This is a genomic window from Metabacillus litoralis, assembly GCF_007994985.1.
Classification (GTDB): Bacteria; Bacillota; Bacilli; order Bacillales; family Bacillaceae; genus Metabacillus; species Metabacillus litoralis.
In genome coordinates this window covers 118,829-143,250 of the sequence record NZ_VOQF01000001.1, presented here as the reverse complement: position 1 = coordinate 143,250, position 24,422 = coordinate 118,829, and the positions used below count along the sequence as shown (strand labels likewise).

The following is a 24,422-nucleotide window of genomic DNA, read 5'->3' as shown; positions in this document are numbered from 1 at the left end:
TTTTCTTTTAAAAAATATTGATTTATCTTTTCTCTGTGTGTTTTTAATATTTTTGTAAAATAATCCCACATATATGGTATAATAATGGAATAATGATCAATACCACTAAAGGAGGTATTATTATGATTTGGTTATTTTTGTTAATACCTGTTGTTGTTATTGGTAGTATTGCGGTTTATTTTGAAAAGAAGTCAGGAATGACTCAACCTGATGAAAATAAACAAGCAGATCAGTTAGGAGAAGTTCTAAAACATAATCAAATTAATATTACTGGAACAGATTAAAATATATAAGAAATGAAAGTTGATTCTAAGCAATATTTGAAATCGACTTTTTTAGTACATTGATAAAATGAGACAATTTCAAATGGAATATAATTAACGGAAGATGAGTTAAGGTGTAGCGTGAAAAACTGAGATGAAGGAATAATAGAGTGAGAAGGTACTGTAATACTGGAAATAAATGAAAAGGTATTCTATACTTAGTTGCTGTTTATTGTATTAAACTATGCAAGGAATTTGTTTTTGTAATTAATACCCTTTTTTGTTAAAATTAATATGCTGGAGATAATCGAAGGAGCTAAATTCTAATGTGGATTAACTTGTAATGATTAGTAGTTGGATAGATTAATATTAACTCTCTTTATGAGGGTTATTTAACTATCAATAATCATTTAAGGATTGCATTATACGGCTTCAACAGCCATTTTTACAGGATGGATCTTGAGTATCTGTTCTATTGTAGGAAAATCGTATCTCCTTTTGTTTTGTATGGTGCGTCCTTCATTTGGAGGGATAATTATGAATCTATTAAAAAATAAAATTGCAATTGTTACGGGTGTTAGCCGTCTTAAAGGGATTGGCGCAGCTATATGTAAGGAGCTAGCTGAAGCAGGGTATCATATCTTTTTGACTTATTGGACGGAATATGATAAGGAAATGCCTTGGAGCCTTTCTGTAGATGAACCATTGAAACTGAAAGAGGAATTACTAAAAAAAGGTGTGAAAGTATCATGTATGGAATTAGATTTAACCTTACATGATGCACCAGAAGAACTTATAAATACTGTAATTGAGCACCTAGGTTTTCCAGATATTTTGGTAAACAATGCAGCTTACTCAACCAATAATGATTTTTCTAATCTTACTGCCGAGGTATTAGATAAGCATTATTTGGTAAATGTTCGTGCCACAGTACTTTTGAGTAGTAAATTTGCTCAAAAATTTAATAAGATATCTGGTGGAAGAATAGTTAATATTACTTCAGGTCAGTTTCAAGGACCAATGCCTGGAGAATTAGCATATGCAACGACCAAGGGAGCAATTGATGCTCTAACTATTACATTGTCGGCAGAACTAGCTCCGTTAGGTATTACAGTTAATGCAATAAACCCAGGTCCAACAGATACCGGCTGGATGACTGAAGAAATAAAAACGCACTTAAAACCGATGTTTCCATTCGGAAGAATAGGTGTACCGAAAGATGTAGCAAAAACAATTAAATTTTTAGTGAGTGATGAAGCAGATTGGATTACAGGACAAATTATTCATTCAGAAGGTGGATTTAAACGATAAATGTGTAAAAGGCTCTTATTCTGGAGCTCTATTAAATATCTACATATCAAAAATCATCTGAATTATTGTATATAAAATAAGAGATGCGATTGTTCAATTAAAGAACAGTCGTTTTTTTTGCTAACGGTACAGACTGGTTATGGGGATTTTGACTATGGTGTTAACGATTTGTCAGCATCAATATGTCATTATGAATAAAAGGTTACTTCTAACAAAACAGGAGAGTTTTTACTTCCAGAATAGGGGCTGAAAATTGATTTCAATCGTTTACACAGGTGTATTAATTGTTAGTTTCTTATTTTTAGTGCGGAAAAAAACAGAAACAGAAGCTTATTTTCCGTTAAAAATAGTTGGATATTTTATATTAGGTTCATTTGCTTTTAATTTCAATCAATTCACACTACCTCTAGGGTTAATAGTGTATTTGTTGTTTTTTCGACCTAAGCTAAATGTAGATGTAAAACAAATGGCGGCTGTTTTTGGTGTGACTGCATTTATATTGGTTCATTGGATTTTGCCATTTGCCATAAATGAATGGCAAAGCCGGCCAATAATTATCGAACGTGAGCTTGATTCAGTTTATACCGTGAACTTTCAAGATGAATATGATCAAATTAAGGAAAAATTAAAGATAGAGCACAACCATTTAAGGCTTGAGGATTTTGAATTAAACTATGGTAAAAATGGTCAAATAACAGATTTACGATGGCAGCTACTCGAACAAAATGGCAACAATTATAACCTTTATCAAATTCGATATGACACTGAAAATAATAGGTATGAGCTTAGACGCAGTCAGCTTGATTCATGGCTGCAATACGATCGATTAATTCCAGCTTATTATTTCTTTGAAAATCTTACTATACTTGATATTAAAGATATTACTCTTGCAAAAGGTAACTTTTCTTCCTATGTGATACGAAGTACTGGGCAAAGAACTTATCATGAATTGGGAAATGAAAATTCCTTTTTTATATCAAATGGAGATATACATTTAATCGATGATGAAAAATTACCATTTGAAGGCTATTATATATTAACATACGCTTTGAAGAAAACAGAAGAAAAAAAAGATGATAATGGAAATATTATATTTGAAAGCTTTGAAGGTGCCGAATCAACTGATTATCTGTTTGACGTGAATTTTAGTGAGGAATAATAGAAATCTTGATGCGACCTTTGTAAAAGTAAATTCATTACAGAGTGTGTTTAATTAAAGCGAGGTTTATTTGATGAAAAAATATCTGAGCTTAATCTCCTTGTTATTGATTCTTACATTTATCATATTAAGTTTTGTTATTCCAGAAGTGTTGACAGCTTTACCCGAATCATTAGATTTATTTTTATTATTATTCCTTTTACTAGGTGCATTTTTTACGGCACTTTTTAGTGTGAAAGGACATTTGAAAACCATTACTTTATCTATTTCTTCACTTGGTATGTTAATTTTGTTGATCATCTTTGTTTTGGTTATTGCAATCATGATGGTTGGTAATTTTGGGACATAAGTAGTTTGATAAAAGAAAGGGAGCTTTTTTCGAGGATGAGTTTAATAAATCAAATTATTTTTAGAGTTTTAGTTTTATTTGTCATTTCTTTCATGCTATATATAGCAATTATTGACTACTTTTTTAACGGGATAATGAAATATGTTTTAATTGGAATCGTGTTTGGAGTATTTCCTTTAAAATATAAAAATGATCTAAAATCAAGATTATGAAATAATGTATTTAAAAAAAGCAGACCACAAAAGTAGTCTGCTTCAACTAAAAATACTCAAGTTAAATTAGTAACCACCGAAGCCGCCAACGTAAGAAGTACCAACGATGATTAAAAGGATAAATAAAACAACGATTAGTGCAAAACCTGCACCTGAACCATATCCACCTGCGCCCATATGTTACACCTCCTTATTATGAGGTTAATTTATAGTATGTTTGAAAATTAATCATGATTGGATTAATGAATCAGTATTTCTCTTTTTTTGAAAACAAAAGGACACTCAACTGAGTGCCCTTGGAAGATATATACATGAAATATTGTAGGTGTACTAATAGTTTATGCTGTCAATACAAGTTTGAAATGGACAGTCGTTGATTTTGGATAATTAATTTTTAAAAAAAGAACGAACAATAGATTATGAGTTAGCGGTACTTAAAAGGATAATAAGAACACTAAATCTGTATAGCAGATTAATAAAATTAGTACATAAAATCAATCTGTATGTAAAGAATGTTTGACACTAAGGGTAGGACAGAAAATATAAATAGAAATGAAATGAATTTTTGCAAGTTGCTAAGGAGTAAGGATTGAAATAAGTAGGTAGGAAACATAATTAAAATTAGCGAAACGAAAGATTCTGCATTAAGTGCAAAATTAAATAAACCAGTTCACGATTTACATACTTCTCTCTATCCGAATCATTTTGAGATCAATGAAGTATTAAAAAAGCTAATAGAAAATAAAATTAAGAAAGGAAGGGGTTTTCTTGAAAAAGAGAAATAAAATAGGAAGGAAATTTACTGGTTTTCTTTTAATATATGGAATAATAGCATTTTTCTATACTTTTATTGGTAGTGGTAAAATAAATTTTAGTGTTATTGTTTTAATTATATCAATGCTTATTTTGTTTGTAGCTTTTAATAGGAGGAGAATAGATTAAATATCCAAATACATATTAAACCTAGGAACATTTATAATCTTGTATATTTGAGTATGGTAGATGTTAGGTGCTAGACCATCTATAATTAGGTAAACACATAGAATATATTGTAATAATCATAAAGATTCTTTTTTATCTATCATCCATTTTGGAGGTTATTTTATGAATAATAGTCATCCTCGTCCTTGGCCCGTTCCAAGGAAACCCTGGGTTATGAAACAAACATGGGAACATTTACTTTTTGCACATTGGAAGATTGATATAGATTTAATAAGACCTTATATACCAGAGTATTTAGATATCGATACATTTAATGGTGATGCCTGGATTGCTGTTGTTCCTTTTGAAATGAGGAATATCCGTCTAAGATACCTCCCAGAAATACCCTTTACTTCAAGTTTTGCTGAAATTAATGTTCGAACATATGTTACTAAAAACGGAAAACCAGGAGTTTACTTTTTTAGTTTAGATGCTGCTAATTTCTTAGCTGTACAAGTAGCTAAAACATTTTTCTACTTACCTTATTATTATGCAAATATTTCGTCCAGAAAAGATGGTGAAACAATAAAATATCATTCAATTAGACATAAACAAAAAGGGAAATATGAATTTACTGCTTCATATAAGCCAACATCAGAGATATTCTTCGCACAAACAGGTACCTTAGAAAACTGGTTAACAGAAAGGTACTGTTTATACACAACACACAATAACAAATTTTATCTTTCGGAAATAAATCATGATCCGTGGCCATTACAACATGCAGAAGCAAATATAACTTGTAATACTATGATCCCGATAAGTGATTTTCAATCAGAAAAAAATAAACCATTACTCCATTATTCAAAGGGAATAGACGTAGTATTATGGGGTTTAGAAAAAATTTAATGAATTTATTTTTAAAATCCATCATGAATTAGTGAAAAACCATAAGCACTTGTGTTCGAAATGTTCATAAGTGCTTTTTATAGTTCATCAAAATACGGGTTGAGTATAAATTAGAGTTGTAAGACAGTAGCTTTTGATATTGATCAAACAAACATTTTTTTAGGAATTTACTATGCTTCAAATGTAACATATATATTGAATTATGTAATGTATATGTTACAATCGTTCTGAGGAGGGATTCTACAATTTGGAGAATAAAGTAAAGATTGCACGAATTCAAGTAAGTTTAACACAACAACAACTTGCAGAGAAGATAGGTGTTACTCGCCAAACAATTAGTTTAATTGAAAAGGGAAAATATAATCCAACGTTAAAGTTGTGTCTGGAAATTTGTTATGTAGTTAATAAAACATTAGATGAAGTTTTTTGGGTAGAAAAGGAGTGAATAATGATGAAAAAGATTACAGATGAACGTCTAGTATTACAAAATTTGAATAATATCCGTATTGCTTATTTTATTCAAACAATTGGTATACTTGGGATATTAGGATATGACTTAGCTACAAAAGGGCTAGACGGAATGAGAGAAAATCCACTATGGTTCGTATTTATGATAACCACCGTTATTTCAGTATATTTATCAATGAGTATTACTGCAGATCATGAAAATAATAAAAATAAACCGCAAAGAAGTCTAAATATTTCTCTGATTGTGCTTTTTCTCATATCAACTGTTATCGGTTTCTTTGTAACTCGTACTGATGGATTTAAGATAATTGATGGAGTAATTATGGGCGGGATATTATTTATTTGCGGTCTTATTCCAATAATCTATATCTATTATTTGCGAAAAAAACGACTTGATGAAAATAACGAAGAATAAGGATCAATTCTCCAAAATTTTCACTAGGAAGCAGCCTAGATGGAGCAATAGCTTTTATCTTTATGATAGAATCTAATAGGAATACTAATAGATACTTTAAAAAGTGAGGATATACGATGATAGCAAAAACAGAAGAAGATTTTAATGGCTTGAAGGAAATTGGTAAAATTGTAGGCTCAATAAGAGATGAATTAGTAGAAAGAACAATCCCTGGCATAACAACCAAAGAACTTGATGATATAGCTGGAACGCTTTTCGAGAAAGCGGGTGCAGTATCAGCTCCAAAAGGTGAATATGATTTTCCTGGCTATACTTGCATTAGTGTTAATGAAGAAGTGGCACATGGTATTCCGGGTTCTCGAGTTATTCAAGAAGGCGATTTAGTTAATATAGATGTTTCTGGCTCTAAAAATGGATATTTTGCAGATACAGGAATATCGTTTGTAGTAGGCGATGGAGAAGAAATATTAACGACAATATGTAACGTGGCTAAGAAAGCATTTGAAGCAGGACTTAAAAAAGTAAAGCCAGGTGCCAAAAAAAGCGGAATAGGAAAAGCAGTTTTTCAAACGGCGAAAGAGAACGGATTAACTGTTATCAAAAATCTTACAGGACATGGTATTGGACGAAACATACACGAAGCTCCTGATCACATTTATAACTATAATGATACATGGGATAATGAATTATTAAAGGAAGGCATGGTTATCGCATTTGAACCTTTTATCTCAACTCTTGAAGAAGAAGTTTTCCAAAAAGACGACGGCTGGACTTATGCTACAGAAAAAAGCTTTGTTGCCCAAATTGAGCATACAATTATCATTACGAAAAATGGCCCAATTATCGTTACGCTTTAAATCAACTAGGGAAGTATATAGAGTTAGTTTTATCGTCATAGTTTTAATGGAAGTGCGTTTTTAGTCAAACGGAAGATGTAAAAATCATCTATTAGGCTGATAGATTAGAAATATTGGTGTAGCAGAGCCACTATTTCCATTCTTAAAAAAGAAAAACTATCTTGACGTAGTATCACTAAAGTGTGTGGTTTATGAACTATCTATCAGTAAAACTTTTAATTAATTTGGTAAGATAGTTAAAGTGAAGTTAAGTTACATATTAAATAATAGTATAAGTAGAAGACCAAATCCCACTTGATTTGGTCTTTTACTTTTTTATTTCTATGAAAAATATTTATTTTTAAGTTTTAAATAAAATAAAGGTAATTGTAATTATATGTTAAAATTAATGGTGTGTTTCTGAATGAATGATCTTAAACGGAGCAGGTTTGTTCAATAAGAAATCATAAAAGGAAGAGCATTTACTATAAAATAAGATTTGAAGTATTAATGTCTAATAATACAAAAATTGAGTGGATTCACAATTGTATGGAGGGATAGTTATGTGGATTATATTAGGGGTTATTGCAATAGTAGTGACTTGTATAAATCTTTATATGTATACAGCAGGAAAGGATTATAAGCTTGCGATGGCGATGGGATTATCATTTACAGCATTAACACTTTGTGCAGAATACAGTCTTGTATCTGATTGGGTAGAAGTGGAAGATTGGTCAGCTTTAATGGATGTAGTACCTGGTATGGAAAGGGCATTATGGTTTTTGACAATTGTTTCTATACTACTAAATATAGCACCTATATTTTTAGAACGAAAAGGTAAGAAATAATTTTTTAGTCACATCATTTAAATATGCACCTATGTGTAAGTCATTATTGATCGCTAAAGGGTCGATTCTTTATGAAGAAATCGCTCCTTTTTGTTATTGAACTAAGAAGATGTTTTGCTGAACAATGATTTTAATGGAACTTTAGTAAGGAAAACACGTCTATTAAATGAGGTGGTCAGATATGAAGTTTAGAATGCTTTTATTCTTCTCGTTTGTAGTCTTGTTATCATTAACCACGGGTTGTACAAATGGCATAGGAGATGAAAAACAAAATATAGTTGTTCAGAAACGTGTTAGCGATGGAAATGAATATGAAAACTTCAAAATAATAACTGAAAACGACAAAGTTGAAAAGATAAAAAAAATATTAAAAAAAGCGGATTGGGAGGATGCGAAGTTAAATATGGATCGTCCTGCAGATTACCAATTTATATTTCAGTTTAAGGATTCAAAAATAGAGGCTAAAGCGGTAGGATACGAAATTTGGATTAATCCTAATATAGACAAAGTTGAGATAGTTGAAGCATCGAATAAATATGCACTATTAAATGAAGAAAATTCTGCTGTTTTATTCGAGGTCTTAACTGGAGAAAAGTTATCTAGGGTGGAATAGTTATAAAGCTAAACGGTGAGATGCTCGAAGAAAAGTTATTTTATTCGACTAACGGAGCAGGTTAATTGAATTAAGATGGTAAAATATTAAAAAAATATTAAATACTCAAGAAAGAAGGAGAAGATAAATAATGAAACTATTCTCTAAAAAATTTCCTAATGATGAAGATGGGCAAGTGTTAAAAATGCTATATAAACAAGGTGTTGATTTTAAAGAACCACAAGATGTAGATTTTTTTATTGCAGTTCCTGATAAAAAGAGTGGTGAAGCTGTATTAAAAGCATTAAGTGATGATGGTTTTAATTGTGAATTAGAACAAGATGATGAAACTGAAGAGTGGACTTGTTATTGTTTTATAAAAATGCTTTTAAATCACGAAGACATTATTGATATACAAAAAAGACTTGATGAATTAAGTAAACCTTATGATGGATACACAGATGGATGGGGACTTATGGTTGATTGATTAAATAGCTGTTCTTTAGTCTATATAATTATCTGTTCTTCTTGAACTACCATGAAAATATACACCTGTAACTTTGAAATATTACAATAACAAAGAAGACCCGTCTCTTTCGTATATAAAAAGAGAATAATTGGTATATCAGAAATTGGAGGGAATTTATAAAATGGGTGAGAAATTATTGAGGGTTGGAACGACTTATATTCCAGTAACAAATGTACAGCTTTCCACTGAATGGTATGTAAATAAAATAGGTGCAGAGTTATCTTATAAAGATGAAGACAAAGCGATTTTAAACCTTGCAAATCAAAGTGTTTTTCTTGTGAAGTCAAATGAAAGTCAAAGTTCTAATTTTATTGATTTTTATGGTACTGAACGTTTTTCTTTAACATTTGAAGTAAATGGTTTAGATGCATTGGAAGCACTGCATAAGGAGTTTATAAATAATGAGATAAGAGTTGGAGATATTGAAAACAGGGGACACGCTGGAAGGAATTTTATTTTCTTTGATTTAGATGGTAATAAATTTGATGTATGGAGTGAACTTAGTCCTATCTTCAAAGAGAAATATTTAATCTCAAAATAAAATCAAGATTTACTTTTTTGTTTAACTAACGTGTAGCATTCCAAATATTTAGCATTTCGAAAGAGTGAAAGTATAGAGCCTATTAAACAAACGGGGGCGTTGATCCAAGAAGGGATTGACGCTATTTTTATAGAATTTATTATACTAACGGAGCAGTAGAGTACAAGAAGGTTTTTTATGGAGGATAAACGAATGATAATCAAAGCAGAGATAATAACCCAGCCATATTCAGGAGAATTCAAAGAAAAGATTTATGATATTCCGAATTCATGGACCTCTCAAGATTGGACTTGGATAAAATTCTCAAATAATGATTTAACTGAATGGTGTGGGAATTTTCGAGGCTTTCCACGAGAAGTTGCAGTATCAAAAAAGCATAGCTGTGTTCTTGTCCTTACTACGGATTATCTGTTTAAACTTGATTGTATCAGTGGAGAATTAACTGAATATGAGTCCCAGCCCCAATATCAAAGTTTAACAGTAAGCCCTTTGGGGGATTTCTTAATAGCTGATTATTATGAGATTACAATTATTAGTGCAGAAACTATTGATATAAAAATGAAAGTTACTTGGTCTGGAACCAAAATAGAAGATGAATTTTATGATGTAATATCGCAGCAGAGGTATTAGATAAGGATATTGAGAAGGTAATTGTTAGTAATGAAGAAGATGATAAAAAAAATACACCATTAAGCATAGTCAAAGAGCAATCAACTGTTTTTATTGAAATGGATGTAAAAGATGGATTTGTAGCTCATTACAGTAAGTTACCAAATGGAGTTGTAGGTAGTTTCAGTTTTAGAGGGATAAATAGCCATGGAAAGATTGTATCCTTTGATTAAATGACCAATTATTTTAAGTGGTTGTGAATACGTCACTAAAGCAAAGGGTGCTTTACTTGAAAAATATGGGGTGTTCATGACATGGAAAACAATGAGAGGAAGAAAAGATTAGAACTATTATTGGAACGTCAAAAGGTAAACCAAAAACCTGAATATGGGCCTCTATTTGAAGAATGTATCGAGGCTCTTGGTGATGAAGTAATTGTTTATTCCGATTCAAAGAGTAAAGAATTTTATGATTTATTTCAACAACAAATACCTTTTACAAAATGGTCTAGAATTGATTGGAGTAAAATCAATAAATATAAAACGATACACAACTTAAAAGAAGTTACAGACATACTTTACCAAGAGAATATTGAAGTATATTGGAGTTATGGTAATTCACCAGTATTAAAAACTAAGTTTGTTAATATTATAGGAGCATTTGAAGAGTTAGTAGCTGTAAGTTCAGATACATTCCTATATGTTCCGAAGAAATATGTAATTGAAGTTTACCATGAAGGTGAAATTACATTAGGGTATTTATAACATATCCTTATTCAACAAACGTGCAGGGTAGTTCAGAAGGATTTGTGAAGATATTAATAGAATATTTACATATAAACGGGATTTATAAGAGATGAGGTGTCATAGTGCTATAGCAGATAAGATTAGCAAATTGGATAGTAGAAGTCGATATTGATAAGACTCGAGATTACTATAAGAAAGGTATAGATGTGTGCAGCTGTCTATACTGTAACAATTTTGTAGAAGCTTGTAAGCATTTAGATACTTCAGTAGCAAAGCTATTTAACGAGCTAGGAATCAATCCTGCTATGCCAGCACATCTTTCTCAATTCCCAACTGAAGAAACCATGACAAAATTATACATAGGAAATTATCATTTAGTCGGCAGAGTGTTGGAAGGAGCATTGAGTACATCGTCCAATTGGAATGAAACAAACACTATTGAAATAGAGAATTTCATATTTGGATTTTCAGAAGACCTAGAGTTTGTCCCAGAAAGTTTTCCAAATCCTGTCCTTCAGTTAGATTTTGAGGCAGAAATTCAATGGGTACTTGATGAAAAGATAGATGAAAATTAAAATAAATGGAGTTTTTAATTCAACTAAACTGAATTTTACTTCAATAGCGTTCTTCAACAAAAAAGTGCATTTATATAAGAAGAGATTATAAATATGTAAGATTTTATAGTAGATTGGAGTTTTTTTATGAAAAAAGTAGTTTTAGCAGGGGGAACAGGCTTCATCGGTGAATATTTTCATAAAAAATTTGAGGAACGAGGATATGAAGTATATATCATATCAAGACAAAAACAACATATTTCTTGGGATGATCAAAAAGGGATTATAGAGGCATTAGATGATAGTGAGCTTCTTATTAATCTTGCAGGAAAATCTGTGAATTGTAGATACAATGAAGAAAATAAGAAAGAAATTATGAATTCAAGGATTAGAACTACTACAATCCTTGGAGAGTCAATACAAGCATGTAAAAATCCACCTAAGATTTGGATGAATTCCAGTACGGCGACGATTTATCGACACGCAGAAGATCGTCCGATGACAGAGGAAAATGGAGAAATAGGGTCTGGATTCTCCGTTAATGTTGCAACAAACTGGGAGAAAGCTTTCTTTTCCTTTGACTTACCAAAAACGAGACAAATAGCATTACGCATAGCTATTGTATTAGGTAAAAACGGCGGAGTCATTATACCTTATCGAAATTTAGTGAAATTTGGACTTGGAGGTATTCAGGGAACGGGAAACCAAAAGTTTAGTTGGATACATGTCGAGGATTTGTTTCAAATCGTTCTCTTTTTGAAAGATAAAGAGGATTTAAGTGGTGTTTTTAATTGCTCTTCACCACAACCAGTTAGTAATCGTAAATTGATGCAAGAAATAAGAAAAACAATGAATGTTCCATTCGGTATACCATCACCAAAATGGATGTTAGAGATTGGCTCACTTCTAATTAAAACTGAAACAGAATTGGTATTAAAAAGTCGGTGGGTGCTTCCAGAACGGTTAGAACGAGAAGGTTTCACGTTTACCTTTGGAACTCTTGATAAGACCTTGCAAGACATTTTGTAAATTGAGATTTTCAATAAATTAGATTGTGAATGATTACTCTTAAACGGGTGCGAGTGTTCAATAGAAACAGCTGCTTTTCAGCGTGCAAGGAGATTAAACTCATAGCAAGCAAAAGATAAATGTAGTGCAAAAAGCTGTAGATATGTAGACTCGGTGTTGAGGTGATGCTCATATGTTAATGATTTATAAAAATGTAAAGGGCAAACAGTATAAGCAATTAATAGACTTACTCTCAAGAAATTGCAACCGCTTTGCTTTTGTTGAAGATAGACGAATGATGGAGATTGAAGAAGAGCGTCTTGCCTATATTGATGATATGATATCCGATATTAAATGGCATTTAATAGAAAGACGAATACAAAAAGAATGGGAAACCACAAGACTTGCTAAAGACTCAGCTTACGTTTTCTATTTTCAAATGAATAACGCTACAACTCAATTTTTAAAAGAACGTAGTCATTCCCTCTTTGGTTGGATTGGTGAGCTACCAGAAGATTTGATGTTTTATCACAATGATAAATGTATATTAGCTGTGTGTTCTCATGAAGAATATTTTTTTGTAGATGAAACAATTTGGGATACTTTTCTATTGAAGTAACGGTGGCTTTGCTTTAATAACAAATCGCTTTTTTCTTATTCAACTAATAGAGCAACTTTCCTGTAAAAAGAAATAAATGTTTGGAGGTTATCATTTTATGTACTCGTGCAGAATTTCAAAATATAATCCTCTAAACAGAGATGAAAATGGTTTCTATAAAGATACTAACGAATGGACTTCATATTCGGATTTTGATGCGAAAATCGATAAAAGTGAATACTTTGAAACTGAGCAAAAGTATATAGACTCTATTTTTTATTTTATTGAGGATTTGGGATTAGAAGCGGTGTACCTAAGTGATTTTGAGGGAGAAATGGACGATATTGAACACATTTTACCCATCCGTTCAAATCAAGAACTTAGCGTTCAAGAGATAAAAGAAATAGCAATGTTAACTCTACGAGAAGTTGTCTGGTGTAAGATGACTTTACAGGGGAAATTCTTCGTTCATTTCGGTTACGATTATTATATGTACATAGGTGCGTATAAGGATTGTCCAAAAGCCAGAATGAAGATAGAAAAGAGTGGTTTATTTGTTAAAAATTACACTTCGCCTTATTTAGATTGAGAAAAGCTGTTTTTGAACTAACAGGTGCTTATGCGGAAGTAAGACATAAAGAATTAGATTATATTTAAAATTCAGAAAGGTGTGTTTAGTTTTAAATAAAAGGTTAAAATATTTAAAAATAACGATATGGATTTATCTTATTTTAGGAGTCATAGGTACTTTTCTACTTGTATTATTTGGTGGCTACGATAGTCAACAAACCATAGGCATAGCAATTGTGTTCATTACCTTTTTATTAATCTCTTCAATTATATTTTATTTTTTTGTTAAGAAAATGTTAAGACTAGATAAATAAAATGAGAAGCGCGATTCGCCAAAAAGATGTGCTCATTTTTCAATATTATTATTGATCAATGAATTATAATGAAAATAAAGAGAATAAGTTGAAAAAGAGAGGTTAGAAATTAAGGAGTTGAATTAAGGAGTGAGTAATCAAAAGGAGATTCAAAAGCAGTTTTATAAAATATATAAAGGTCTAATTAGCTCCTCTGAATTCGAAGAATGGCTTTATCATACACCTGAAATTGAAAGGGTTTATGGTGATACCTTTTACTTTAACCTACTTGATTTGAATTATAGAAGTAGACACATTAAAAACGAATTAGAGAAAGTTATTGAAAATAAAATTCCAATTGGTGAGTTTGAACAATTGAGGGTTGTTTCATTATTAGAAAACATAATTAATGAAAAAGGTGATTTAGTAGAGATTTTAGAGCATTTATACGACGATTATTGTAGGGGATATTACTTTCTTCGATATTTAGCGCTTAATTATGTTACTGGAGTAGAAGAAATACCCAAATTACAACAAAAAGAAAAATGGGATAAAAACGAATTTGATCGGAAAAGAGAAATATTAATAGATATTAAACCTAAGATGGTTAATGAAGCAAGAAGATTGCTAACATTTTTTCAAAATGGATTACTAAGAATAAATGCTGTAAATGAATATGATGATTATCGTTCAGAAGAAGAAAAGATAGAACTACATTATATTGAAAAAATGTTTAATGATTAAATCGCTGTTGTGCTAACGGGTGTAAGGGTTGAAGATCAAGAAGGATCTGTAGTTCTTTGCTTTATTGAAGTTATGGGTAGGTTAGTTCAATTAATGCAAAAGCCCCTTCCCAGTAAATAATATGCTTAACCCAACTTTAAAAAAAGTCTTTTGAAGGAGCACCCAAAAGGACTTTCACCCCACTATGATTCCTCATACCATAACTAGAACTCACTAAAGTTAAGATCATCGCCAGTAAATCTCATTTCATAGCCATTTTCTAGTAAAAAACGCTGAGTATAGGAACCATCTATGTCACTACATCCCTCTGAATCTGGTTCTATAAGCATTGCACGAATCTTAACAACAGGCATCGCAATCTCGAGGACTACTGTAAATCGTCAGCTCTACCTTTGCTGGAAGGGTGATACTGAATAAGATTAATTCGCAATCTAACAATACTGTGCATTTAAACGATATACTATTTTTATGCAAACTTTGTGAAAAGGTGTATAGAAGCACGTTAATAGAATAAGGATAATGCAAAAAAAGTTGATTTTTTTTTTAAAACCAATAGGGGAGTTGTTTGTTAAATGAAAGATGTTAGGAAACTAATTCATACAAAGAAATTAGGGGTAGAAGAATCGGATATAAAAGTAACAGAAGAAAAGTTAGGTGCAGTTTTTCCAGAACAATATAAAGAACTTTTCAAGTTAGTTAATAATGCAGAAATTGGTGAATGGATACTTTATCCTATTAAAGATCATAGAAATACGAAAAAGACCTGGGATGATGTTATTAGACAAAATACTGAAGTCAGAGAAGAGAATATGTCGAAAGACCTTATTGCTATAGGTGATGATGGTTCGGGAAATATATTATGTCTTAAAGTAAAAAACGGAATAATGGGCAATGAAATTCATCTATGGTATCACGAAGATACGGAACTTGAAGAATATGCTCAAGATTTGAAAAAATTTATAATTTCAATATCAGAAGAAGAGAACGATGATGATTTTGAGGACGAGTAAATCCATTATCAGTAGCAGTTATGGTCACTATAAATAAGGCTGGGGATATTTTTTTGTAAATAGAGTCTGTTCAAAAAAATGGCTGCACAAGGTTTATCATTAACTTACTTCATGAACACTTATCAAAAGGCGATAAAATAGAGCTTATCAAAGAGTTAATTGACGAGAATAATCAGTATAAAAACATGATAAACCTTATCGTATCTGGTTATGTTCCTAAATTAGATTTTGATATTTATCGTACTGGATCTTGCTATCTATTTGGATGTATAAGGCACAATCATCCTGAATATCATAGATAAAATGATTCGACTTCTTACACATATAAGTTCGCATAATTATAGTAAAGTATAATATAGGTATGCCACATTTATTCGAATAATAGTTTTGAAAATATCCTCTATATGAGCGGGTACAAAATTATTTCAATAAGTTATAGTTTTACTGATATATACAAAGTTAGCAGTACATAATAAAGTAATAAAGCTTTACTACAGCAATATAAGGTATAGTATATTGGTTGAATAGATTTTCTTTAAAGAAAAGTAGGTGAATAAAGTGGGGAAATATCAATTGGATACGAAAGGTCAGGTAGCTGTGACAAAGTTTCATGAAAAGCAGAGACCTGCGAAATTTGATAAAAAAAAGCAACTTGAAAAAATACGTGCGGAGTATTTGGAAAAAAAGCAAAAACAAACAGATAAATAGTATGAATGAAAAAATAGGAAGACTAACATCTACCTGTGTTTTTCTTATTCGAAGATCTTTTTTCAATTAGTGAAGAGTTTCAACAAAAGTTTTGATGAATGGAAGGAAACTACCTTTTATTCTTAAAGTCAAATTTCATGTGAAATATCTATTAACACAAATAAAGTTGATTAGTTTAAACGTCTTAATTCCTTGATAGTAGTGGAGTTGAGACGTTTTTTTAAATCAGGAACTAGAAAATAAGTGTTAATATTAACACTTCATGGGGGAGAAACACCAGATTCTATTTTTATTTTCGGCTATCAAACCCTGAATTTAGCGAATCTCATTTATTGCGTAGCAAATGATTACTGCTAAACAAAGTTCTTCAGTGTTGGATAACTTTAGTAAAAATGAATTTAAAGTAACAAGCAGTTTAGTCAAAGTTTAAAACCACTTCTTTGACTTCCTTACTTTCTAGTGATAAACTCATTTTATTAAAGACATTAAGAGTCTTTAATATCTGTTTTAAATAAGGAGGTTATGTATGAGGTATTCAAACGCGACAAATTACGCATTGCATACGATGGTCCATTTAATGCTGCAGCCAGCGGACAGCTCGGTGGGAGTGCAGGAATTAGCCGAAATGCAGGATCTATCCCCGACTTACCTTTCTAAGATATTAACCAAACTTGCGAAAGCAGGCTTGATCGAGTCGACGCCTGGTGCAAAGGGGGGCTATAAAATTTCCAGAAAAAAACATGAAATATCCTTTTTAGATGTTATTCATGCGACCGAAGGAGATACTAGCTTATTTGACTGCTCCATTCATCATGAAGGCTGCTTGATTGAAAACGTAATGAGGCAGGCAGAGGAAAATATGAAAGCTGAACTGAAATCAAAGCTATTGATCAATATTGCTAAAGAGGCAGAATCCAAACAGAAATAACAATAAAGTAAATTTAAAGGAGTGAACAAGATGATATTAGACTGCGCTGTGATTGGTGGAGGACCAGCTGGACTTAATGCTACATTAGTTCTTGGAAGATCAAGACGTAACACTGTCCTGTTCGATGACAACAAACCGAGAAATGCGGTTGTTTCAGAATCTCACGGGTTTATCACAAGGGACGGTATTGATCCTCAGGAATTCAAAAGGATTGCCCATGAAGAATTAAGTAAGTATTCAGACGTGAGAATCGAAAAACAACGGGTTCATCGAATTAATAAAGAAAACACCTTGTTCCAGGTGGAGACAGAAAATGGGGAAGTTTACAGAGCGAAAAAAATCATTATCGCAACTGGCTTTAAGGAAGTTCTTCCGGATATCCCAAGAGTGAGAGAGTTCTATGGCAAGAGCCTGTTCAGCTGCCCTTTCTGTGATGGCTGGGAATTAAGAGATCGGCCTCTAGCAGTGATTGCAAATGATCAAAGGGCGCTTCATATGGCGAAAATGGTATCCAATTGGACGAATGATTTAATTATTTTTACCAATGGCAATAAGATACTTTCGCTCGAAGAACAAGATTGGCTCAAAAGCTACGGAATCAGTATAAATGAAAAGAAGATCGTCACTTTCATTGGAGAAGAAGGAATACTGAATAAAATCCAACTTGAAGATGGTACAGCAGTGCTCCGTGAAGGAGGGTTTATAACAGCGGAATGGAAACAGGCTGCTTCTTTTGATTCAACACTTAAATATTCATTTAACGAGCATGGTGGAATTGAAACCGACAGCTGGCAACGCACGAATACGGAAGGGGTATTTGCTTGCGGAGATACGCGAATTGCCGGGCCGTCCCAATTAATTGTTGCAGCAGCAGAAGGCTCTTTGGCTGCCATGTCTGTGATTGCAGCATTGATAGAAGAGAAATTTAACCATGATAAACAGCACGCTTAAAAAAGAGGAGGATCTATATGCATCAACAGAATGGAAAGCACAGTAAAGGTAAGGTATCGTACTTGGAAAGTCCCGAACGAAGAAAAGAATTCTCCCCGGAACAGCTGCTAAATATGATTCCTTTAAAGGAAACGGACAGCTTGTTGGACTTTGGCGCTGGTACCGGTTATTTATCCATCCCTGCGGCGAAAAGGATCAAAGGCAATGTATACGCGCTGGATATCGACTCTTCCATGCTAGAAATAATAAATGAGAAAGCCTTGAAGGAAAAGCTCACGAATATTGTTCCGGTTCAGGTAAGCAAGGAGGAACTTCCTTTACCTGATGGCTCTATCGATTTGATAATTGCTTCTCTGGTGCTGCATGAAATACAGCCCCTAGCACCGCTGTTACATCAAATGAAAAATGTACTAAAAAAAGAAGGCTATTTAATCTGTCTTGAACTACAACCAAAAGGAAGTTCCGAGAAAGCACCGAGAATTACATTGGAAGGAATGGAGCAGGAAATGAAAGAAGCCGGATTTCAAGTAACAGAGAAATTTTTCCCAGCGAAATCTTTATACATTCTCATTGCTCAGAAGCCTGATTAAAGGATTAAATTTCTGCTTAATTACAGATATTAAGTGTCTTTAATGTATATAATTAAAGTTGATCTAAAGACGTGCATTTCTACAACAAGCGATGACTTTGTCTATGTAAATGATAATTTTAAAGAGATTAATTTAATAACTGGAAGAATGTATATAAAAAGAGAATGATTGGTATATCAGAAATTGGAGGGAGTTTATAAAATGGGTGAGAAATTATTGAGGGTTGGAACGACTTATATTATATTCCAGTAACAAATGTACAGCTTTCAGCTGAATGGTATGTAAATAAAATAGGTGCAGAGTTATCTTATAAAGATGACGACAAAGCGATTTTAAACCTTGCAAATCAAAGTGTTTTTCTTGTGAAGTCAAATGAAAGTCAAAGTTCTAATTTTATTGATTTTTATGGTGTTGAACGTTTTTCTTTAACATTTGAAGTAAATGGTTTAGACGCATTGGAAGCACTGCATAAGGATTTTGTAAATAATGAGATAAGAGTTGGAGATATTGAAAACAGGGGACACGATGGTAGGAATTTTATTTTTTATGATTTAGATTGCAATAAATTTGATGTATGGAGTGAACTTAGCCCTATCTTCAAAGAGAAATATTTAATCACAAAATAAAATCAAGATTTATTTTTTGTTTAACTACCAAAAACTGTACCTTAAAAGCGGTGCAGTTTTTTTATTAAGGTAAATATAAAGTGAAGTAAGCAGGGATAACTCTGATTCAACAATAATAAATTATGATTAGATCGTTTGCTATATAAGGCGCAGGATAGTTCAAGATAATATTATATGTGTAGAGGGAATTATTATATTCACATTGAATATAAAAAGTTAACTTGAATATAGGATGTGTAGAATTTGATTTTTTTAAATCAGTTAATAGAACAAGCTAAGAATCCTAATGGAATCATAGGATCGATGATGTTGAGGATAATGAATACCGCTCATACTAATATGAACAAATGGGCTTTAGAGAAGATAAAAATGAAAGAAGAGTCGGTTGTGTTGGATGTAGGGTGCGGTGGCGGGAAAACAATACTATTATTATCAAAAATTAACACAAACGCGAAGATATTCGGTATAGATTACTCCGACCAAGCAGTTAAAAATTCTTTAAGAGCCAATAAAAACAATGTAGCGACTGGTAAAGTACATATTAAGCAAGCAAGTGTTACAGATATCTCGTTTCCAGAAAATACATTTGATATTATCACAGCATTTCAGACACATTATTTTTGGTCTGATTTAGAAGAGAGTGTTAATGAAGTTTGTAGAGTATTGAAACCAGGAGGATGTTTTTTAATTTCAGCCGAGTTATACAAAATAAATTATCATATGAAATCTTATAAAACAAAAGTGGAAATGGAGCAATTGCTTAAAAAGACAGGATTTGCTAAGGTTAGTTTTTATGAGCATGCAAATAAAAAATGGATTTGTATTAAAGGAATAAAAGAAAGTAAATCTACTAATATTGGATAAGTATTTTCCACAAACGGGCCTGAGTGTGAAAGATGTAATTTTTCATTTTATCTAATAAACATATTAAACGCTTATCTATTTGGATATAAATAATCAATAGATTTGAAGGTAGGGAGGAAACTCTCTATTATTCTTAAAGTCTTAACTTCGTGTAAAATATCTATTATCACAACTAAATTTAAATAGTTAACCCGTCTTAATTCCTTGATACTCATGGAGTTGAGACGTTTTTTTGTTAATTAGACTGTGTAAATGAGGCGTGAATCAGAGTATAATCTTCTTTTTATGGAATAATGACCTATATATTTATCATTTTGACAAATATACTTGTCAAAATGATAAATATCGTTTACGATATTATTGTGAGGTGATGTAAATATGAAAAGCAGACTGAAAGAACTTCGTGCTCGAGAGGGGCTAAACCAAACACAACTTGCAAAGCTTGCAAAGGTTTCAAGGCAAACCATTAGTTTGATTGAACGTGAAGAGTTTATCCCGTCTATATTAATCGCCGTTCGAATTTCCCGAATCTTTAGTGAACCTGTTGAGAATGTATTTTTATTAGAGGAGGATGAATTATAGCATGAAAACCTTGATACGACTCCTTTTTAGTGCAGTCATCGGATTTGTTGTCGTTACATTATTATTGAATGGCTTTACCTTTGATTTCACTAAACATGGAGAAACTATTGTTGTCGGTATGTTAGTGCTTATTATCATATTGCTTGTGGTAAGCCTAGTAAAATACAGACAAATCATTAATCTGAATCGTAGAGAAGTTTATGGTGAGGATGAAGACGAAGTAGATGTGCTGATTTATAAAAAGTTTACAGATTACTCATTTTTTGTTCAGACTAGTCTTACTTTTTCTCTTGTAGCTTTATGTATATCAGCTACTATAAATACAACACTTATTCTCACAGTTCTGGCGGCCGTAGGGATGATTATTAGCTATCTTTTATCTATGCTTATCTCTCATCTAACACAACTAATTTACCCAGAGCGAAGTCTTCCGAAATTATCAGAAGCAAATTATGCAGAAAAGCTGTTAGAGGCATCAGATGAAGGTGAACGACATGTTATGCTAATCGGATTCTATAAATCCTACAATTTACTCACTATATCTTTATTTATTGCCATTTTACTTTCAACGGTTTATTCGATTACATCGGGTCAATCCCAACTATTTTCAATTATGGTAATGGGAGCGGTTTTACTGGTTGTCCATGGAAAGTATTGTGCATCGATTCGAAATAAATAAAAGGGTCACAAAAAATATAGTTCATGATGTGCAGTCATGGTTATTAAAAACCTATACTCCAGGGCTTTATACAGCTATATTTTTAGTGACTCCCTATACATTTTATTTGTTAAACCGATTAAATTAATAAAGTGTTTAAAAACTAACTCTGTAGGTTATTTCAAGTAGGAATATCGCATTTTTTGATTGAATTTAGTAGTATGAAGGGAGGTGAAGTTGTGAAAGAAATGGTAAAAGGAACGTTTAATCAACTTGCAAAGGTTTATGAAAATAGTGTTGATACAACAAGCATGTATAATAGCGAATATGAAAGACCATCAATGTTAAAGCAATTGCCAGAAAACTTAAATGGTAAAAGTGTATTAGATGCTGGCTGTGCTGCAGGCTGGTATACTTTCCAATTAGTCAGTAAAGGAGCTAATGTTGTGGCAACTGATATTAGTCCTGAGATGGTTAACTCTACAAAGAGGCGTATTGGGGAAAGGGCAAAGGTTATTTGTTTAGATTTAGAGGATGAATTACCTTTTGATGATAATTATTTTGATTTTATTGTAAGCTCACTGACTCTACATTATTTAAAAAATTGGGATTATACCTTTAGTGAATTTCAAAGGATATTGAAGCCTAAAGGTATCCTTTTGTTTTCAATACATCACCCTATTTCAGATATAAAATTACTCCAAGACCCAAAATATTTCTCAACTGAATTAATAATTGATAAATGGAATAAAGAAGGTAAATTATATGAAGTACCTTTTTATCGAAGACCTCTAAGTGAAATTTTAAACACAACACTTAAATATTTTGCTATTAAAGAAGTTATTGAGCCCCAGCCTACAATGACATTTAAAGAAAAAGCACCTGAAAATTATGACCGACTTATGAAAAGTCCACAATTTTTAATAATAAGTGCAATTTCAAAGTAATGATCTAACTTTATAGAAGGAACGGGTGGCGAGTGTTCAATAGGAACAGTCGCTTTTTTACTTACGATGCGGCTTAGTTTAACAATATATACCATCTAAATTAATAGAATGTTACAATTAATGTTATATAAAGCCAGTTTAAGGAGGGGGACATATGCCATTAGAACAAGAAGTAATCTGTTTATTAATCGGTGGTTTCTCTATTGTAATGGGAATTGCAATATTACCTGCATCTTTACTCTGGTTAAAAAATAAAAATAACAGTTCTGCATACGTCTGGATATTATTACATATGCTGTTTTTCTCAGTTGCAATATATTTTTTCATAAAGGCAATTTCCTTTGATTTTAACCACCCAATGGCATCTGAAGAAATATCTCTTCAGCTAGGAATTTCTGGGGTTGTTTGAGCTTTAGGTATGGTATTTTTACTGATTGGACTATTTAAATTTTCAAAGACAAGAAATATACCTTGCCCATTTACATCCCTACTTCTAAATAAAATCTCAAACTAAAATAAAAATAAAACAAGCCCTGAAATCACCAATCATATAGGTGGTACTTCAGGGTCTGTTAATAATGTATTAGAGTGGGTGTATCGTAAAAATTGTTAACGGGACACCCACTCTGATAATACAAATTTAATCTACGAAACCATCTAGAAATTTACTCGCATCACTATTAAATTTCCACATTACACCAAATTTGTCGACTAACATTCCAAAACTTACTGACCATGGCGTAGAAGATATCGGCATAATCACAGTACCACCTTCCGAAAGCTTTTCGAAACATTGTTTATTCATTTCTGGATCAGCATCAATAATACTGATTAAGACGGTATTCCCTGTTGTGAGTTCGCCTGCTGCAGCTTGCATAAAAGGCGGAACATCAGAGATCATTAAACTATTCCCTGAAAATTCAATACGAGATTCCATAATCATGTTTTGTTGTTCTACCGTTAATGGAGAATTTGGATCTTTACCAAAAGCACCAAATCTCACCATTTTTACATTTGTTGCTTGTAATGCCTTTTCATAAAAAGCTATTGCTTCTTCTGCTCTTCCACCAAATTGTAGATAAGATATTGCTTCCATAACTTAATTCCTCCTTTTCATATTTGAAGTATAATAGGACATAGGCGACAACAGTATGTCGTATATGGGAGGGGAATATGAAAAAAATTGAACGACTTATCTCGATAGTGATGATCTTGTTACAAAAAGAAGTTGTTTCGGCATCAGAATTTAGTCGACTTTTTAATGTAACGAAACGAACGATTCAGCGTGATATGGAAGCATTAAGTTATACAAACATCCCTATTTATGCGGAATATGGTGCTGAAGGGGGATATGCGCTAATGGAAGGGTATAAATTCGACAAACGATTACTAAATCACAACGATATTGAAAATATACTCGTAGCTTTAGGTGGTTTTGAGGGACTAATTACGAATCAAGAGGTTCAAATGACCATTCAAAAAATCAAAGGAATGACAAGCAAAGATATCTTTCCAAAACTTGATTTATCTTTTTATGATTGGGTTGGAAGAAGTCAAATTAAGGAAGAAATTTTATTTATCAAGAAGGCAATTGAGAATAATTGGTTATTAAAGTTTGAGTATGTAAACCAAACAGGAAATATAACTTATAGAGTCGTAGAACCCTATAAATTACATTTAAGTGAGATGCGGTGGTATCTTATTGGTTATAGTGTAGAACGGGAAGATTATCGAACGTTTAAATTGACGAGGATAATAAATATCCAAAAAGACGGTTTTTTTGTCCCAAGGTCTGAAAAGGAATTTAAGGATGAAAAAAAACACAATGTACAACAAAATGTGGTTAGTGTACAACTAGCGATAGATGTTGCTGTAAGAGATCAATTTATCGAGAGATACGGAAAAAATGCCGTTACTAAAGTAGATACAAGAAGTTACCTTGCGACAATTGAACTGCCAGAGAATCAATTTGCCTACCAATTTATAGCCGGATTCGGAAATAAAGTTAAAATTATGAAGCCAAAAGGGTTTGTTTCTAAATATTTGAACTTTCTAGAGGACGCAATGAAGCTTTACAAATAAA

The 24,422-nt window shown here is 32.0% G+C and carries 34 protein-coding genes and 2 pseudogenes; 33 read left to right on the top strand and 3 right to left on the bottom strand.

Annotated features, from left to right (window positions below; genetic code table 11):
- Window positions 1-122: 122 nt before the first annotated feature.
- The 4 genes from FS935_RS23275 to FS935_RS00700 all read left to right on the top strand — a co-directional run bounded on the left by FS935_RS23275 (window position 123) and on the right by FS935_RS00700 (window position 3,082).
- Window positions 123-284: a hypothetical protein gene (locus tag FS935_RS23275; protein ID WP_158638479.1), complete on the top strand. Its 162-nt coding sequence runs from the start codon at window positions 123-125 to the stop codon at window positions 282-284.
- A gap of 516 nt (window positions 285-800) precedes the next feature.
- Window positions 801-1,574: an SDR family oxidoreductase gene (locus FS935_RS00710; RefSeq protein WP_193559337.1), complete on the top strand. Its 774-nt coding sequence runs from the start codon at window positions 801-803 to the stop codon at window positions 1,572-1,574.
- Between the two features lie 253 nt (window positions 1,575-1,827).
- A complete protein-coding gene (locus FS935_RS00705) occupies window positions 1,828-2,733 on the top strand; it encodes a hypothetical protein (protein WP_146945619.1) in 906 nt (301 codons plus the stop codon).
- A 73-nt stretch (window positions 2,734-2,806) separates the two neighbouring features.
- A complete protein-coding gene (locus tag FS935_RS00700; protein WP_146945618.1) occupies window positions 2,807-3,082 on the top strand; it encodes a histidine kinase in 276 nt (91 codons plus the stop codon).
- A 278-nt stretch (window positions 3,083-3,360) separates the two neighbouring features.
- On the opposite strand, the gene FS935_RS00695 is transcribed toward FS935_RS00700, so the two are convergent.
- On the bottom strand, window positions 3,361-3,471 hold the full coding sequence (locus FS935_RS00695) for a YjcZ family sporulation protein (RefSeq protein WP_146945617.1): 111 nt from the start codon (window positions 3,469-3,471) through the stop codon (window positions 3,361-3,363).
- A 927-nt stretch (window positions 3,472-4,398) separates the two neighbouring features.
- On the opposite strand from FS935_RS00695, the gene FS935_RS00685 reads away from it, so the two are divergent.
- The 15 genes from FS935_RS00685 to FS935_RS00615 all read left to right on the top strand — a co-directional run bounded on the left by FS935_RS00685 (window position 4,399) and on the right by FS935_RS00615 (window position 14,475).
- On the top strand, window positions 4,399-5,124 hold the full coding sequence (locus tag FS935_RS00685) for a YqjF family protein (protein ID WP_146945616.1): 726 nt from the start codon (window positions 4,399-4,401) through the stop codon (window positions 5,122-5,124).
- A gap of 247 nt (window positions 5,125-5,371) precedes the next feature.
- Complete coding sequence (locus FS935_RS00680) at window positions 5,372-5,569, top strand: helix-turn-helix transcriptional regulator (protein WP_146945615.1); 198 nt, start codon at window positions 5,372-5,374, stop codon at window positions 5,567-5,569.
- Window positions 5,570-5,575: 6 nt separating this feature from the next.
- A complete protein-coding gene (locus tag FS935_RS00675; RefSeq protein ID WP_146945614.1) occupies window positions 5,576-6,007 on the top strand; it encodes a hypothetical protein in 432 nt (143 codons plus the stop codon).
- A 116-nt stretch (window positions 6,008-6,123) separates the two neighbouring features.
- On the top strand, window positions 6,124-6,864 hold the full coding sequence (gene map / locus FS935_RS00670) for a type I methionyl aminopeptidase (RefSeq protein WP_146945613.1): 741 nt from the start codon (window positions 6,124-6,126) through the stop codon (window positions 6,862-6,864).
- Window positions 6,865-7,406: 542 nt separating this feature from the next.
- Window positions 7,407-7,691 carry a hypothetical protein gene (locus tag FS935_RS00665; RefSeq protein ID WP_146945612.1) on the top strand — a complete coding sequence of 95 codons (285 nt, stop codon included), beginning with the start codon at window positions 7,407-7,409 and terminating at the stop codon, window positions 7,689-7,691.
- Window positions 7,692-7,872: 181 nt separating this feature from the next.
- Window positions 7,873-8,304, top strand: coding sequence for a YhfM domain-containing protein (locus tag FS935_RS00660; RefSeq protein ID WP_146945611.1), 432 nt, complete (start codon window positions 7,873-7,875; stop codon window positions 8,302-8,304).
- A 130-nt stretch (window positions 8,305-8,434) separates the two neighbouring features.
- A complete protein-coding gene (locus FS935_RS00655; RefSeq protein WP_146945610.1) occupies window positions 8,435-8,770 on the top strand; it encodes a ribonuclease E inhibitor RraB in 336 nt (111 codons plus the stop codon).
- Between the two features lie 163 nt (window positions 8,771-8,933).
- On the top strand, window positions 8,934-9,353 hold the full coding sequence (locus FS935_RS00650; protein WP_146945609.1) for a VOC family protein: 420 nt from the start codon (window positions 8,934-8,936) through the stop codon (window positions 9,351-9,353).
- Between the two features lie 192 nt (window positions 9,354-9,545).
- Window positions 9,546-9,983: an NHL repeat-containing protein gene (locus FS935_RS00645; RefSeq protein WP_146945608.1), complete on the top strand. Its 438-nt coding sequence runs from the start codon at window positions 9,546-9,548 to the stop codon at window positions 9,981-9,983.
- A 293-nt stretch (window positions 9,984-10,276) separates the two neighbouring features.
- The gene (locus tag FS935_RS00640; protein WP_146945607.1) at window positions 10,277-10,726 is read left to right on the top strand and encodes a CDI toxin immunity protein; all 450 of its coding nucleotides are present in this window, start codon (window positions 10,277-10,279) and stop codon (window positions 10,724-10,726) included.
- 188 nt (window positions 10,727-10,914) lie between these two features.
- On the top strand, window positions 10,915-11,283 hold the full coding sequence (locus FS935_RS00635) for a hypothetical protein (protein WP_146945606.1): 369 nt from the start codon (window positions 10,915-10,917) through the stop codon (window positions 11,281-11,283).
- Between the two features lie 126 nt (window positions 11,284-11,409).
- Window positions 11,410-12,291, top strand: coding sequence for a TIGR01777 family oxidoreductase (locus FS935_RS00630; RefSeq protein WP_146945605.1), 882 nt, complete (start codon window positions 11,410-11,412; stop codon window positions 12,289-12,291).
- A 172-nt stretch (window positions 12,292-12,463) separates the two neighbouring features.
- Window positions 12,464-12,889 carry a stage III sporulation protein AH gene (locus FS935_RS00625; RefSeq protein ID WP_146945604.1) on the top strand — a complete coding sequence of 142 codons (426 nt, stop codon included), beginning with the start codon at window positions 12,464-12,466 and terminating at the stop codon, window positions 12,887-12,889.
- Between the two features lie 97 nt (window positions 12,890-12,986).
- Window positions 12,987-13,457 carry a hypothetical protein gene (locus tag FS935_RS00620; RefSeq protein ID WP_146945603.1) on the top strand — a complete coding sequence of 157 codons (471 nt, stop codon included), beginning with the start codon at window positions 12,987-12,989 and terminating at the stop codon, window positions 13,455-13,457.
- Between the two features lie 424 nt (window positions 13,458-13,881).
- The gene (locus FS935_RS00615) at window positions 13,882-14,475 is read left to right on the top strand and encodes a hypothetical protein (protein ID WP_146945602.1); all 594 of its coding nucleotides are present in this window, start codon (window positions 13,882-13,884) and stop codon (window positions 14,473-14,475) included.
- A gap of 203 nt (window positions 14,476-14,678) precedes the next feature.
- Here FS935_RS00615 and FS935_RS23270 read toward each other — a convergent pair whose 3' ends face one another.
- Window positions 14,679-14,828 (bottom strand): hypothetical protein, encoded by a 150-nt coding sequence (locus FS935_RS23270; protein WP_158638478.1) that lies wholly within the window; start codon window positions 14,826-14,828, stop codon window positions 14,679-14,681.
- A 219-nt stretch (window positions 14,829-15,047) separates the two neighbouring features.
- On the opposite strand from FS935_RS23270, the gene FS935_RS00610 reads away from it, so the two are divergent.
- The 13 genes and pseudogenes from FS935_RS00610 (at window position 15,048) to FS935_RS00560 (ending at window position 22,748) form a co-directional block, all read left to right on the top strand.
- The gene (locus FS935_RS00610; protein WP_146945601.1) at window positions 15,048-15,485 is read left to right on the top strand and encodes an SMI1/KNR4 family protein; all 438 of its coding nucleotides are present in this window, start codon (window positions 15,048-15,050) and stop codon (window positions 15,483-15,485) included.
- A gap of 131 nt (window positions 15,486-15,616) precedes the next feature.
- Window positions 15,617-15,787: pseudogene (locus tag FS935_RS24530) on the top strand (tetratricopeptide repeat protein); the annotation flags it as partial.
- Between the two features lie 271 nt (window positions 15,788-16,058).
- Complete coding sequence (locus FS935_RS24125) at window positions 16,059-16,193, top strand: hypothetical protein (RefSeq protein WP_275669566.1); 135 nt, start codon at window positions 16,059-16,061, stop codon at window positions 16,191-16,193.
- Window positions 16,194-16,719: 526 nt separating this feature from the next.
- Window positions 16,720-17,121: an Rrf2 family transcriptional regulator gene (locus FS935_RS00605; protein WP_146945600.1), complete on the top strand. Its 402-nt coding sequence runs from the start codon at window positions 16,720-16,722 to the stop codon at window positions 17,119-17,121.
- Window positions 17,122-17,151: 30 nt separating this feature from the next.
- Window positions 17,152-18,072 (top strand): NAD(P)/FAD-dependent oxidoreductase, encoded by a 921-nt coding sequence (locus tag FS935_RS00600; protein ID WP_146945599.1) that lies wholly within the window; start codon window positions 17,152-17,154, stop codon window positions 18,070-18,072.
- 17 nt (window positions 18,073-18,089) lie between these two features.
- Complete coding sequence (locus tag FS935_RS00595; RefSeq protein WP_146945598.1) at window positions 18,090-18,662, top strand: class I SAM-dependent methyltransferase; 573 nt, start codon at window positions 18,090-18,092, stop codon at window positions 18,660-18,662.
- 201 nt (window positions 18,663-18,863) lie between these two features.
- A pseudogene (locus FS935_RS00590) lies at window positions 18,864-19,288 on the top strand (VOC family protein).
- A 243-nt stretch (window positions 19,289-19,531) separates the two neighbouring features.
- Window positions 19,532-20,152, top strand: a complete 621-nt coding sequence (locus FS935_RS00585) for a class I SAM-dependent methyltransferase (protein WP_146945597.1) — start codon at window positions 19,532-19,534, stop codon at window positions 20,150-20,152.
- Window positions 20,153-20,530: 378 nt separating this feature from the next.
- Complete coding sequence (locus FS935_RS00580) at window positions 20,531-20,734, top strand: helix-turn-helix transcriptional regulator (protein ID WP_146945596.1); 204 nt, start codon at window positions 20,531-20,533, stop codon at window positions 20,732-20,734.
- Between the two features lies 1 nt (window position 20,735).
- Window positions 20,736-21,413 carry a DUF3169 family protein gene (locus tag FS935_RS00575; protein ID WP_146945595.1) on the top strand — a complete coding sequence of 226 codons (678 nt, stop codon included), beginning with the start codon at window positions 20,736-20,738 and terminating at the stop codon, window positions 21,411-21,413.
- Entirely contained in the window at window positions 21,379-21,540 is a 162-nt protein-coding gene (locus FS935_RS24120; RefSeq protein ID WP_146945594.1) for an HXXEE domain-containing protein, read from the top strand. The genes FS935_RS00575 and FS935_RS24120 overlap by 35 nt, the downstream gene beginning before the upstream one ends.
- Window positions 21,541-21,640: 100 nt before the next feature.
- Window positions 21,641-22,339 (top strand): class I SAM-dependent methyltransferase, encoded by a 699-nt coding sequence (locus tag FS935_RS00565; RefSeq protein WP_338036895.1) that lies wholly within the window; start codon window positions 21,641-21,643, stop codon window positions 22,337-22,339.
- A 154-nt stretch (window positions 22,340-22,493) separates the two neighbouring features.
- A complete protein-coding gene (locus FS935_RS00560) occupies window positions 22,494-22,748 on the top strand; it encodes a hypothetical protein (protein WP_146945592.1) in 255 nt (84 codons plus the stop codon).
- A 231-nt stretch (window positions 22,749-22,979) separates the two neighbouring features.
- Here the strand turns inward: FS935_RS00560 and FS935_RS00555 are convergent, their stop codons facing one another.
- Entirely contained in the window at window positions 22,980-23,435 is a 456-nt protein-coding gene (locus tag FS935_RS00555) for a VOC family protein (RefSeq protein ID WP_146945591.1), read from the bottom strand.
- A 77-nt stretch (window positions 23,436-23,512) separates the two neighbouring features.
- Here FS935_RS00555 and FS935_RS00550 point away from each other — a divergent pair, with 77 nt between their 5' ends.
- A complete protein-coding gene (locus FS935_RS00550; RefSeq protein WP_146945590.1) occupies window positions 23,513-24,421 on the top strand; it encodes a helix-turn-helix transcriptional regulator in 909 nt (302 codons plus the stop codon).
- Window position 24,422 lies beyond the last annotated feature (1 nt).